We start from the raw sequence: 12964 nt of genomic DNA on the forward strand, positions 1-12964 counted from the left end.
GATGAATGCGGAAGGTTTTGATGCGTGGGATGTTTGACATAGCGTCACATGTTGATAATTCTGGCGCGCACCCTGAGAAACCATCGTTATTAGGTGAGGAAACATGCTTTCCGTTTCAAAGTGGGGTGTGGTGGCAGCTACGGTGGCCTCGCTGGCAGCTCTCGCGGGCTCTGCCTCTGCCTCCCATGACTCGTACTCCCTGGACTGGGACGAGATCAGAGAGCGCACCGAAGTCGTTCGACTGACGTCGACGGGCACGGGAACCACATTGGTCGACAATGGGACGCCCGGAGTCGGGATCGGCGATCAGATCATCGTCACGGCGAACCTCGCTCGCAGGGGAGCCAGCTATGGAACCGAGGGTGCGGTGTGCACCCGCGTGGCGGCACAAACCACCCATTGCACGGGCACGTTCAGCCTTCCCCGAGGGCAGCTGACCTGGCAGCACCTGAAGACCACTGCTGTTGGCACCCCGCCCAGCGACTTCGACGTCGCCATCACCGGAGGCACCGGTGCGTACGCCACTGTCCGCGGCTACGCTCACATCGGCCGCATTGCTCAGTCAGGCGGCGTTCTGACGCTCCATCTCCTGCACTGACCTTCTCCACAGCACGCCCAGGACCGAGGGACGGCGCGGCGCTGACGGGCCGCGCCTGGATCAACAGCGCTCTGCGTGCCTCGATCGCGTGCAGCAGGGGGCCGCCCGCCCATCGCCCGCCGGTGGCCCCGGCCCGGGCAGGGCTTGTTGCCGTCGGCCGCCTCGCCACCGTCGGACACCGCCTGGGCCCGGTGACGCAGGCGAGTGATCCACCACGTCCCTTGTCCTGTCGCCGAGGTGCCCCGCACCCACTCCACGGTCGTAAGGGCATCGCCGGCACTCCTGGCTGCTCCCCGGTGCGGCGATGCGGGTGTGATCCGTATCGGATCCGCCGCCCGACAGCAAAGCCGTCCGCCGCTAGGACTTCGTCGAGCTGGGCTGGACCGTCGGGATCCGATGGGTGAAGAACATCGCGAGAAGCGCGGTGAGAGCGAGGATCGCGAGTGAGGCGCGCAGGCCGTCGAGCCGTGCTTCGGCGTTCGCGTCGAGCGCGGCCCGAGTCACCTCCGTGCTCGTGCCCGCTTCGTCGAGAGCCGACGTGAGCTGCGCGTCCGACAGGAAGGGCACGCCGCTCTGGAGTTGGACGGTCGCCTGGCTCTTGACGGTGGCCGGGATCGCCGGGTTCTCCTCGACGCTGGTCAGGAACGACGACGTGAGTGCGGCGATCAGGATCGAACCGGCGAGTGCCGTTCCGATCGAGGCGCCGAGGTTGGTGACGGCGTTCTGGACGCCGCCGACTTCCGCGCTCTGTTCTTCCGCCACCGCCGACACGGTGACCGACCCGAGCTGGGACGCCAGCGCGCCCATGCCGAGGCCGATCAGCAGGAGGGGGACGGTGACGATTTCCGCGCCCGCACCTGCATCGAGCGCGGCCATCAGGGCCACCGCGCCCGCGAGCAACGCCAGGACCCCCAGCCGCACCACACGCCGCGGCGAGACGTCCGGGAAGAACCGCGGGATCAGGATCGCGGCCGCCAGCAGTGTCAGCGAGAGCGGCAGGAGGCGGGCACCGGTCGCGAGCGCCGACAGACCGAGGGCGACCGACAGGTACAGCGGTACGACGAAGAACACGCCCATCTGCACGAGGTACTGGAAGAAGAACATCGTCAGGCCGCCGGTGAGCTGCTTGTTCTGCAGCATCGCCGGGTCCACGAGCGGTTCCCTGCGCTGCTCCACGAGTCGGGCCTCCCAGCGGAGGAAGAGCCAGATCAGGAGCAGCCCCGCCAGCATCAGCCAGACGACCAGGGAGATCCCGAGCCAGGAGGGTGCTTCGGGCTTCGGATGGAACCAGCCCCATTCGTCCGAGCGCAGTACGCCGTAGACGAAGATCCCGAGTCCGAGGGCGGAGAGCACGGCGCCGAGGAGGTCGATGCGCGGGCGTTCGTGGCTCGGCGCACCGGCGACGCGCCGAGCCAGCACCAGAATGCCGAGCACGATCACGACCTCACCGGCGAACACCCAGCGCCAGGAGAAGTACGTCGTCGCGATACCCCCGACGAGCGGCCCGACCGCGATCGCCACGGCCCCTGCGGCCGCAACGAGTCCGTACGCGGCAGGACGGCGTTCCGTGGCGAAGTTGCCGGCGACGAGCGACACGATCGCGGGCAGGATGAGCGCCGCCCCGATCCCCTCGAGGAACGACCAGCCGAGCAGGAGCACAGGCAGGTTCGGGGCGAGCGCAGTCGTCAGGGATCCGCAGCCGTAGATGCCACAGCCGATCATGAACGCGCGCTTGCGGCCGATCATCGCGCCGACCTTGCCGCCAGGGATCATGAACATCGCCATCACGAGGGTGTATGCCGTGATCGCGCCCTGGATCCCCGTCACCGATGTGCCCACGTCGTCGGCGACCGTTGCGATCGAGACGTTCATGACCGAGCTGTCGAGCGCCATCAGGAACTGCCCGGCTGCGAGTGTCGGCAGGACGAGTCGCGCCGATGCCGAACCCTCAGGAGAGCCTGACCTGCGTGTCATAGAGGCATCGTCCCAGCGGCCCGGAGGACGACTCCTCGACCCGCCGGGAGATCAGCCGGTTGGCGGGGGGCCTCTATGTCTTTCGTCAAGCGCGGGGGCAGCTTCGGTCCGGGCTCGATCTTCTTCGTGGGGCATGAAACGGTCTGGCTGTGTATCTCGCTGTTCCCGCAGTTCATCGATCCCGCGGGCGGCCGGCCCGATGCCGCGCAGACCGGGCTGCTCGGCACGCTCCACATGACGGCCTGCGCCCTCGTCTACCTCGCCGTCGGCGTTCTCGCCCGCACCGTCCTGAAGACCCGGCCCTCGGCGGCCCGGGCCGTCCCCCGCGTCTCCGGTGCCATGATGATCGTCATCGGCGGGTTCCTGCTGGTGGAACGCCTGGCCGGCTGACGAATCCGCCCCACCCCGTTCACAGACCGTGATGTCCGTCGAAGGAGAGCACGTGGAAGACCACACGCAGCAGGAGCAGGCGAGCCCCGAGGTTCAGAAGCGCATCCAGGCGAGCTTCGACCGCCAGGGGCTGATGGCCCACCTCGGTGCACGGATAACCCACATCGGGCCCGGCCGCGTGCACATCGTGCTCCCGAGCCGGCCCGAAGTGACCCAGCAGCACGGCTACTTCCACGCCGGCGCCACCAGCGCCATCGCGGACAGCGCCGGCGGCTACGCCGCCTACACGCTGTTCCCCGAGGGTGCAGATGTGCTTACCGTCGAGTACAAGATCAACCTCCTCGCGCCGGCCACTGGTGACCACATCGCGGCGGTCGGGACCGTTCTGAAGTCCAGCCGCACGTTGACCGTGTGCCAGCTGGAGGTGTTCGGCGTCCAGGACGACGGCGATCGGAAGCTCGTCGCCAACGGGCAGCAGACGCTGATCCGAGTGAACCGGCCCGAGCAGTGAGCCCGCAGCCCCATGCGCCGTCGCTGCCGTCCTGGACGACATGGTGGCAGCGGCCCTTCCCGGACGCCAACTCGCTCCTGTTGCACGGCCGTCGGCGGCCCCGGTCGACAGCGGGTTCGTCGGCCACACCGAGGAGACGTCCGCCTGGGCCCGCGCGCACGCCGGTGAGATCGGGCTGGTCGTGAACACCCACTGGCACTCCGACCACGTCGGCGGCAACGCCATCCTCCAGGGGAGCGGCGCTGCCGTCGCGGCCGGAGCCCCGGAAGCCGAGGCCATCATCCGCCGGGACCCCGGCAGCTGCGCGGCCGAGAACCTGGATCAGCCGGCCGCCCCGTACACGGTCGACACGCCGCTCGACGACGGGCAGGTCCTCCGGCTCGGGGACGCCGAGTGGGAGGTCGTCCGCACGCCCGGGCACATGCCCGGGCACCTGGGGCTGTGGCAGCCGGACGAGCGGCTCCTCGTGGTCGGGGACGCGCTGTCGGACTACGACGCCGGCTGGGTGAACCTCGCCCTCGAGGGGCTCGACGCGGCCGCCACCGCGCTCGCCTCCCTCAACGTGGTTGGGTGATATGCCGCCATGAATCGTGCGAGTGAGAAGACCGCCGTCTTCTACCAGGCAGCCGTCACCCTCGCATCGCCACAAGTCGCGGGCGTGACATTGCATGCCCGTGGCTAGAACAGCGGTTCGCTCAGCTCGACGGAGCGCAGAGCCGCCGCCAGTGCACGTTCGTCGCCGATGTCGAGGGCCGTGTCGGTCAGCTTGATGACGTGTTCGTCGCCATGCGCCAGGGCCCGTTCGAAGACCTCTTCGGGGGTGAAGGTTCCCGGTGGGGTGTACGTCACCAGGGCGTCGGGTGCGTACATCGCGGTCACCGCCGCAGATGCCGTCCAGGCGGCCCGCAGGCTCGGTACCCACAGGGCATGCGGAAGCGCGGGCAGGGTGCGCAGCACGGCATTGGGGGCCGTGGCCGCGTGGACCAGCATCGTCTCCTCGCCGTGGCCGTGAGTGGCGTATCGGTGGGTGGCGGCCCGCACCAGTTCGGTGAGGCAGTGGTGCGCCTCGTCGGGGTCCGTGATCGCGTCGGCCCACACCGGCAGGCCCGTGACGCGGCCGAGCCGGGCGGCGAAGCCGCCGTCCCGTTCGGGGATCGGCGTCACCGCGTCGAGGGCGGCGGCTGCGCTGTCGGCGCCGGGCAGCGGCGCGAGGTCCGTGACGGGGTGGTAGCGGGCGGCCCAGTAGCCGAGGCCGTGGGCGAGTTCGTCCAGACGCGGCTCGGTGCTCTCGCTGACCAGAAGAGTGCGCACGGCGTGGCCCACCCGGATCACCGGGTGCGTCGAGCCGCCGTACATGCCGGGCAGGAGACGGGGCCACCACTCGGTGAGCACGTCGCGCCAGGGGCGCTCGGCGATCTCGCGGCCGAAGTAGCCGATCCAGTCCGCAGCGCGGCGCGAATCGCCAAGAGCGAAACGCCAGTTGGCCTCCGTGACCGGCTCCACCCCGGACGGGAACTCCTCGAGCTTGCGTGCATACCGGTCGAGCCACCGGTGCACCGAGTTGGCCTGACCACGCGCGGCGAGGGCCTCGACGGCCATCGGTGCGTGATTGGTGAGCCGTCCAAGCCGCTCCGGGCCTGAACTGTGCAGTCGCTGGAGCGCCTCGTCGAGAATGCCCGTCGTATCCATGGCGAGGACGGTAGGCGAGGCGCCACGGCGGCGTAACAGGCTGAAGGCCTAGGACCGGACCTAGGTCCGGTCGTCGAACCGGCGCCCGGCACACCCGCCGTCATGCCGAACGTGACGACTGGTCCCAGTGGAGACTTGGGAACGCCGTGCCATGTCCGGGGCTCGGTACCGGAGGCGGCAGACCAGGCGTCGATACGCCGGGCGCGGAGGCGGCCTGCGCAGTCGTGCGGGCCGGTGCCCGTTCGAGGAATCGGCTGCGCTTCGCTGGAGGACCAGGAACCAGGACTCGTGGTCACAGGACACACCGCACCATCCGCCGTGAGGGTGACGACTGGGCCACCGCTGGGGTGAAGTCGCCTCGCAGTAGGAGGCCCGGACCTCCTCGGCCTCGTAAATCACCCGTTCGGAGCGTTTGAGTGGCCGTCTTGAACGACGTGGGCTTCGCTTTGAGCTGGACCGTAACGGCGTTCGAGTGGAGGTGGCCGATGTACAACATGTGCGCCGAACACGTAGCGACGGAGGCCGGCAGCGGACTCCTGTGGCATGCCCTTGACCGCGACGGCAACGCCTTGTGCGCTCGGATACTGAGCGACAAGGCAGCGCCGGCCCCAGACGGTTCGTGCGATCGCGAGGACTACTGCCGCGGCTGCATGGACGCCCTCGCCAAGGCCGTTCACCCTTCTCCGGCCGCAACGGATTCACTCACTCCGATCGGCGGGGCCGTGGAGCAGAACACTGACATCGTGGCGCCGAACCCGGGTGGTCATTCCCATGGTGAGTGACACCTTCCAGCAGGTGAAGCGGCCCCGGTCGCGCCTCATCGCACGCTTGCGGGAGTCGGCGGACCAGCACCTCACCCCCACGAAAAGATCACTGATCGTGACGTGGATCGCCTTCGGCGTCACGTGGGGAACCGTGCGGATCATCACCCACGGCATTCGCGGTGGATGGCTGCCCTGGGGGAACATCTCCGCCGGCGGCAAGCACCTGCACCACTACAACATCGGTATCGGCACCCTCGCCGGCATCGGGCTCATCGCCGTACGCGGCGACGAACGCGCCGTCGGCCACCCCGGCGTCGCCACCGCCTACGGCGCAGGAACCGCCCTCATCGCCGACGAATTCGCCCTGCTCCTCGATCTGCAAGACGTCTACTGGGCCAAGCAAGGGCGCCTCAGCGTGGATGTCTCCCTCGGCATCCTCTCCGCACTCGGCGCGTACCTGACGGCCATACCGTTCTGGCATGAGTGCGCCCGGGTGACCCGCCACCACGTAGCCTCCGCCGCCAAGCGAGGCCTGACACCCGCCAGGTGAGCCGTGGCCCGGGACCCCGCCACTGCGCCAGTGGTGGGCTTCGCTGTGCGGTAGCCCCGGGGCGGCGCGTGGTGGTGAGCGAGTCTCGGGAAACCACGAGCAGGGGGTGGGGAATTTCAGGGCTCCGAGCGTGCGGGGACTGCCATGGCCTGTCAACGGGTGTGAGTAGGTGAGGTACAGGGAGTCCCGGTTGCGACCCGGGCGCTCCGAGGGCGTCGATGACGAGGAGTAGCCTGCACCGGCCCATGATCCGGCTTCCCTGCACTGGAAGGTGACCCGGCAATGCCCCTACCGAGCCTCCTCGCGGTTTTCGCACACCCGGACGACGAGTCCCTGTCGGCGGGCGGGGTACTCGCACGCCACGCGGCCGCAGGAGCTCGAACCGCGGTCGTCACGGCGACATGGGCAGAGGACAGTCAGCGCGCGGCAGAGCTGGCCGAGGCGCTCCACATCCTCGGCGCCGGCAAGCCGCGGATGCTCGGCTACGCCGATGCTCGTGCACCACAGTCGGCCCCGGGCAGTGTCCGGTTCTGCGATGCGTCGCTCGATGAGTCGGTGGGGCGGCTGGTCATGCACATCCGGGAGTTCCGCCCGGACATCGTCGTCACCCATGACGCCTACGGCGGGCTGACCGGCCATCCGGACCATGTCCACGCCCACAGGGTGACCATGCTCGCAGTCCAGGCCGCCGGGTTGGACCAGCTCTACCCGGATGCCGGCGCCCCCTGGCAGCCGAGCTCCCTCTACCTGGCCACGCATCCGGAATCGGCTGCTCGGGTACTGGGCGGACTCCTGGTCCGGGAAGGCAGCGCGATGTACAGCGTCCCGGACGAGTGGATCACCGCGACTGTGGATGTCGCCCCATGGCTCGAGAAGAAGGTCGGCGCTGTGCTGGCCCACCGCACCGAAGTGGAGCGGGGAGCCCTACCGGGCCGGATTGCCGGCCTCCCGCCGACCGACCAGGAGAGACTGTTGTCCACTGAGTGGTACATCCGCCACGACCCCGTCTCCACGGCGGCTGCCCAAACGGAACTGACCTCCTGAACCGCGCTCCCCTGGTGGTGGGATGGATCTCGATCTCGTCCTCGCGTGGTGCCACGCGCCGTTACTACGTCGTCCACGGCGCCGGGAGCCGCATAGCGGTTGAGCGCAGTGGACCATGCGTACTACTCAAGGATCATCGTCGGGTGATGGTTATCTCCCTGATACCATGCGGCCGTGGTAGCTGATGAGAGCGTGGCCGGTGTCGTGGAGAGCGACCCCTTGGACCGGCTGGGATTCCTGCTGGCCCGGCATGGGGCCATCGCGAACAACCGCGTCCATCACGCCTTCGTGTCCTGCGGACTGGGGCCCAGGCAGGGCACGACGCTGATGCTCCTGGGCAAGTCCGGACACATGGCCCAGCAGGCCCTCGCGGCGGCGCTCGAGGTGGACCCCAGCATCATGGTCGGGATTCTGAACGAGCTGGAATCCGCTCATCTCGTGGAACGTCGCCGCGACCCGTCCGACCGGCGTCGCCACATCGTCGCCATCACGGACGAGGGCAGCAGCATCCTGGCCAAGACTCAGGAGGCCGTGTCCGATGTGGAGCAGGAACTGTTCGCCGACCTGGCTCCCGAGGAGATTGCGGCGCTGCGCACTCTCCTGGCCCGGGTTCGCACGTCTCCTGGCGAGTCCGCCTGCTCCGAGTAATGAACGCGGACGGCTCGTAGCCCGTCACGCATGTCTTCCACGATGACCGCCTCGATGAGGTTGGCTGTCCGTGGGGTGTCGCATCGGCCGTCCGCGGGTGCCGGCAGTCGGCGCGAATGACCTGGATGGCGGCGGCTGGGCGCGGCTCCGGCGGCCGGGCAACCCGTCTCCCGGCCGCCGGTTTCGGCTTCGCGTCTACTTCGCCTGCTTCGCCGTTTCCGCGTTCGTCCCCAAGGCCTCGCTCAGCACCGCGATGGCCTGGGCGACGGCCGCACGGGTGGCGTGCGTGTCGCTGAGCGGGTTGAGCATCATGAAGTCGTGCGTGATCCCGTCGTAGCGGACCGTGGTCACGCCGACGCCCGCGGCGCGGAGCTTGGCCGCGTAGGCCTCGCCCTCGTCGCGCAGCACGTCGGCCTCGTCGACGATGACGAAGGCCGGCGGCAGGTCGGCGAGCTGGTCGAGCTCGGCCTTCAGGGGAGAGGCGGTGATCTCGTTGCGGCGTGAATGGTCCGGCAAGTAGGCCTCCCAGAACCACTCCATGGACTTGGCGGTGAGGAAGTAGCCGGTGGCGAAGTCGGCATAGGACTTGGTGTCCATGCCGGCGTCGGTGACCGGGTAGTACAGGGACTGCTGGACGAAGCGGACGTCGCCTCGCTCCTTGGCCATCAGGGCCAGAGCAGCCGCCATGTTCCCGCCGACCGAATCGCCCGCCACCGCCATACGGTCCGGATCGAGGCCGTTCGCCGCCCCTTCGCTCATGATCCAGCGGGCAGTGGCGTAGCCCTGCTCGATCGCCACGGGGTAGTGCGCCTCGGGCGAGCGGGCGTACTCGACGAACACAACCGCCGCCTGAGTCCCGTCCGCCAGTTCACGCACCAGCCGGTCGTGGGTGTCGGCGTTGCCGAGAACCCAGCCGCCCCCGTGCATGTAGAGCACGACCGGGAGGGGTGATGCGGCACCCTGCGGCCGGACGATGCGGACGCGGACGTCACCGACCTCTGCGCGAACGTGATCCACTCCGAGTCGACGGCAAGCTTGTCGATCGGCTCCGCCTGGATGTCGTCGAGCACCTTACGGGCCTTCTCCGGACCCAGTTCGTACAGGAACGGCGGCTTCGAGGTGGCCTCGGCGATCTGCTGCGAGGCAGGCTCCAGGACGAGGCTGCCGGCGGACTGGACGGTCATGGCGATCTCCTTGGAATTTCGCGATGGCTGCTGACCGTGAGGGACGCTCAGGAATGCGTGCCGGACCGGACCGTCCCGTACCGCGCTGGTGCGCGCGGATGCGCATGAGCAGGGACGGGCCGCGGGACGCGCGATCCGAGAACAGCGTCCCCCGCCGCAGTGGTGATCGCATTCGCCGCCCTGGTGCGGCTCATGGATCTGCTGCCGGAGTCCCTGGCCACAGCCGTTGGACTCCCGCGGCACACAGGCGTGGGGAGGCCGAATCGCAGGGGATTCAGGACGATGGCGTGGTGAGCGAAGGCTCGACGCCCCAGGGCTTCTCCGGCCGGACCGTGAGGAGCGGCGACTCGCGGTCACCGCTGCGGGACTTCCTGCGTACGGAGACCGGCAGCGTCGCTGTGCTCATGGCCGCGGCGCTGGCCGCGCTCGTCTGGGCGAACGCGGCACCCGCGGCGTACGAAGCGCTGTGGCGCACGGAGCTGTCCGTGCGGGTCGGGGGGTACGTCGTCGCCCTCGGGCTGCGGGAGTGGATCAACAGCGGCCTGATGGCACTGTTCTTCTTCGTGGTCGGACTCGAGGCGCGCCGTGAGTTCGACATGGGTGAGCTTCGCGAGCTCAAACGCGTAACGCTGCCGTTGCTCGCCGGGCTCAGCGGCATGCTCGTGCCCGTCGCCCTCTACCTCGCCGTCAACGCGGGAGAGCCCTCGGCGCACGGCTGGGGGGCCGCCATGTCCACCGACACCGCGATCGCGCTCGGCATGCTCGCCTTGATCGGTAGACGCATGCCGCCGGGCCTGCGCGTGTTCACCCTGACCCTGTCCGTCGTCGACGACTTCGTGGCCCTGGCCGTCGTCGCCTTCGTGTACAGCAGTCACCTCTCGGTGCCCGCCCTGCTCTGCGCAGCCGCCGTGTTCGCCGTGGTCCTGCTGGTGCGCGCGGCCGGAGTACGGCAGGGAGCGGTGTACGCGCTGCTCGCGCTGGCGCTCTGGATCGCCTTGCTGGAATCGGGAATCGACCCGGTCGTCACCGGGCTCGCCTTGGGGCTGATCACCAGCGCGTACCCGGCGCCACGCAGCGAACTCGAGCGGGTGAGCGACCTGTTCCGCTTCTTCCGTGAGCAGCCCACGCCCGATCTCGAGCGGCACGTACGGCGCCGACTTGCGTCGGCGATCTCCGCCAACGAACGTCTGCAGCGGCTGTACCACCCCTGGACCAGCTTTGTGGTCGCGCCACTGTTCGCGTTCGCCAATGCCGGCATCGAACTCAGTGGTGACCAGCTCTCACGGGCGTCCACCTCCCCGGTCACACTCGGGATTCTGGTCGGCTTCGTGCTCGGCAAGCCCGTAGGCATCCTGGCAGCGTCGTCGTTGATGACGTTGCTCAGCGGGGGACGGCTGCGGCCGCCCGTGGGCTGGGGCGCCGTTGCAGTCGGGGGCACGGTCGGAGGTGCGGCCTTCACGGTGTCCCTGCTGATCGCGGCGCTCGCCTTCGACGGTCCGCGGCTGGCCGAGGCGAAGATCGGCGTGCTCAGTGCGATCGTCTGCTCGTTCGTGCTCAGCCGGCTGCTGACCCTGCTCATCACGGCCCTTCCGCGGCAACTGCGTCTGAGGGCGCTCCTGGGCCGTGCCGAGACCATCATCGATCTCGCGGCGCCCGTCGATCCGGAGCGCGACCATGTGCGAGGACCCCGGGACGCCCCGGTCACCGTCGTCGAGTACGGCGACTTCGAATGTCCCTATTGCGGGAAGGCCGAGCCGGTCGTCCGCGAGCTGCTCGCCGGCGACGGGGACCTCCGCTACGTATGGCGTCATCTGCCGCTCACCGATGTCCACCCCCATGCGCAGTTCGCCGCGGAGGCCGCCGAGGCGGCTGCCGCGCAGAACCGCTTCTGGGAGATGCACGACCTCCTGCTCGACCACCAGGGCGCCCTGCGGACCTCCGACCTCCTCCGATACGCGGCGGAACTCGACCTGGACACCGGACGGTTCCGTCGGGACCTGCGCGATCACCGGGCCGCCGCGCGTGTCGCGGAGGACGTCGAGTCGGCGGACCTCAGCGGGGTGTCCGGGACGCCGACGTTTTTCGTCAACGGCCGCAGGTACCACGGCGCCTACGACATCGTCGGGCTCAAGGCTGCCGTGCGGGAGGCGCGGGCACGGGTTGCCGTGATCGACTGATGCGGGCACGCGCGGCAGGTCGCGCTGTGCGCCGGGGACCAGGACCAGGTTGCCGCGTGTATCGAGGTCAGGGCGGCATGGGCGCGGATTGGGGGCGGTATCCGCTCCCTGCGCTCCCCATGGCGCCGGGGGATACCGCCCCGTCGGACACGGCGACGGCCGTATCCGGTGGCCGCGACCACGCCGTTGTGTGCGGCCCCCTGCACCGTCAGCCCCTGACTCGGTGCAGGTGTCCGTGAGCCCGGCCGTACCGGCACCTCCCCGGTGCGCGGCCCGCGGCTTTCCGTTCCGTCGCACGCCTGCCTGGCGGTCGCCGGGCTTTCTCCCCGGCGACCGACGCCGAGGCGTCTGTGAGCTTGAATGTACTAGGTGATTTACCAATTTCAATGATTTAGCGAGTGTGACCATAGTCTCGCATGCATGGTTCGGCATGCTCCGAGGGCGGGACGTGCCATGCCGCCCGGGGCTCAACGTCCAACATGCGCGCTTTGTGGGGGTCCACCGAGGGGCGTCGCCTGCGGGGTGGTGGCACAGGGCCACGTGGCGGACTCGTCCTGCAGTCGCCGGCCGGGAGCGTTTCCCGTCGTCCGGCTGTCCCAGGCTGCCCTGGCGATCTCGCCGACCGCATCGCTTCCCCGACGCGGCCCCCAGCGCCCGGACGCTGCGTCCGGGCCTACCGAAATCTGTGGTCGGGAAGTCGGAAAATCAGCCCTACGCGCGATGAATTTTTCTGTGGCAGCAGGCGGAACATGGCTATTTTCCGTGCACATCGGATCGCGCCGTGCTACGGTGGACCCAGTTGCAGTTGTGGTTCCCAATCATTTCCGGTCGGGGCAATCATCGCGGCTATACGAATCCCGCACAGTGCGGAGTTCGGAGCACTGCCCCGAAGGAGATTTGACACATGGCTACTGGCACCGTGAAGTGGTTCAACGCGGAAAAGGGTTTCGGCTTCATCGAGCAGGACGGTGGCGGCGCTGACGTGTTCGCCCACTACTCGAACATTGCCGCCCAGGGCTTCCGCGAGCTGCAGGAAGGCCAGAAGGTGAGCTTCGACATCGCCCAGGGCCAGAAGGGCCCGACGGCCGAGAACATCGTTCCCGCCTGACACTGACCCGCGCAGTTCGCGCGCGTACTTCGCAGCTGGGGCCCGCACCTTGGGGTGCGGGCCCCAGCTCGTTGCACTCCGGGGCGCGGCCCCACCGTCATGCCGTGGCGATTTCGCCCGGCCGTGTGATTCCGTCGGCTCCGCAATCCCACCGTGTGGCGGATGTCCCACTCAGGTGCTCCACTCAGGGCTCCGGACGAAAAGCCGTCAGAGCTACCCGCACCGGACGCCCGGGCCTCTCGGGCCCGGATCGCGCCACCCATTTTCAGCGCCTCGACCCGTGAGATTATCCGCCGGTCGGATCCGCTTTCGCATTTTTCTGGTCCG

At 69.0% G+C, this 12964-nt stretch carries 11 protein-coding genes and 1 pseudogene; 9 read left to right on the forward strand and 3 right to left on the reverse strand.

All coding sequences use genetic code 11. The features are described 5' to 3' along the window. Positions 1-142 precede the first annotated feature (142 nt). Entirely contained in the window at positions 143-598 is a 456-nt protein-coding gene (locus ACFV9O_RS10175; protein ID WP_385414861.1) for a hypothetical protein, read from the forward strand. A 357-nt stretch (positions 599-955) separates the two neighbouring features. On the opposite strand, the gene ACFV9O_RS10180 is transcribed toward ACFV9O_RS10175, so the two are convergent. Further along, positions 956-2572, reverse strand: a complete 1617-nt coding sequence (locus ACFV9O_RS10180) for an MFS transporter (protein ID WP_385414862.1) — start codon at positions 2570-2572, stop codon at positions 956-958. Positions 2573-2647: 75 nt separating this feature from the next. On the opposite strand from ACFV9O_RS10180, the gene ACFV9O_RS10185 reads away from it, so the two are divergent. The 3 genes from ACFV9O_RS10185 to ACFV9O_RS10195 are packed head-to-tail and all read left to right on the forward strand — an operon-like array spanning position 2648 to position 4047. Further along, on the forward strand, positions 2648-2962 hold the full coding sequence (locus ACFV9O_RS10185) for a LysE family transporter (protein ID WP_385414864.1): 315 nt from the start codon (positions 2648-2650) through the stop codon (positions 2960-2962). 31 nt (positions 2963-2993) lie between these two features. Further along, positions 2994-3473, forward strand: a complete 480-nt coding sequence (locus tag ACFV9O_RS10190) for a PaaI family thioesterase (protein WP_385414866.1) — start codon at positions 2994-2996, stop codon at positions 3471-3473. A gap of 40 nt (positions 3474-3513) precedes the next feature. Further along, on the forward strand, positions 3514-4047 hold the full coding sequence (locus ACFV9O_RS10195) for an MBL fold metallo-hydrolase (protein ID WP_385414869.1): 534 nt from the start codon (positions 3514-3516) through the stop codon (positions 4045-4047). 104 nt (positions 4048-4151) lie between these two features. Here ACFV9O_RS10195 and ACFV9O_RS10200 read toward each other — a convergent pair whose 3' ends face one another. Then, positions 4152-5162, reverse strand: a complete 1011-nt coding sequence (locus ACFV9O_RS10200; protein WP_385414871.1) for a questin oxidase family protein — start codon at positions 5160-5162, stop codon at positions 4152-4154. Positions 5163-5933: 771 nt separating this feature from the next. Here ACFV9O_RS10200 and ACFV9O_RS10205 point away from each other — a divergent pair. From ACFV9O_RS10205 to ACFV9O_RS10215, 3 genes are all read left to right on the forward strand, one after another. Then, positions 5934-6476 (forward strand): hypothetical protein, encoded by a 543-nt coding sequence (locus ACFV9O_RS10205; protein WP_385414873.1) that lies wholly within the window; start codon positions 5934-5936, stop codon positions 6474-6476. A gap of 282 nt (positions 6477-6758) precedes the next feature. Continuing rightward, positions 6759-7520 carry a PIG-L family deacetylase gene (locus tag ACFV9O_RS10210; protein WP_385414876.1) on the forward strand — a complete coding sequence of 254 codons (762 nt, stop codon included), beginning with the start codon at positions 6759-6761 and terminating at the stop codon, positions 7518-7520. A 174-nt stretch (positions 7521-7694) separates the two neighbouring features. Further along, positions 7695-8168, forward strand: coding sequence for a MarR family winged helix-turn-helix transcriptional regulator (locus ACFV9O_RS10215; protein ID WP_385414878.1), 474 nt, complete (start codon positions 7695-7697; stop codon positions 8166-8168). Positions 8169-8363: 195 nt separating this feature from the next. Here ACFV9O_RS10215 and ACFV9O_RS10220 read toward each other — a convergent pair. Continuing rightward, positions 8364-9352 (reverse strand): annotated as a pseudogene (locus ACFV9O_RS10220) (alpha/beta hydrolase). A 290-nt stretch (positions 9353-9642) separates the two neighbouring features. On the opposite strand from ACFV9O_RS10220, the gene nhaA reads away from it, so the two are divergent. Both nhaA and ACFV9O_RS10230 read left to right on the forward strand, forming a co-directional pair. Beyond that, entirely contained in the window at positions 9643-11529 is a 1887-nt protein-coding gene (gene nhaA, locus ACFV9O_RS10225; protein ID WP_385414880.1) for a Na+/H+ antiporter NhaA, read from the forward strand. A 904-nt stretch (positions 11530-12433) separates the two neighbouring features. Next, on the forward strand, positions 12434-12637 hold the full coding sequence (locus tag ACFV9O_RS10230; protein ID WP_030224351.1) for a cold-shock protein: 204 nt from the start codon (positions 12434-12436) through the stop codon (positions 12635-12637). The last annotated feature ends 327 nt before the right edge of the window (positions 12638-12964 follow it).

The organism is Streptomyces sp. NPDC059909 (genome assembly GCF_042730885.1).
Lineage (GTDB): Bacteria > Actinomycetota > Actinomycetes > Streptomycetales > Streptomycetaceae > Streptomyces.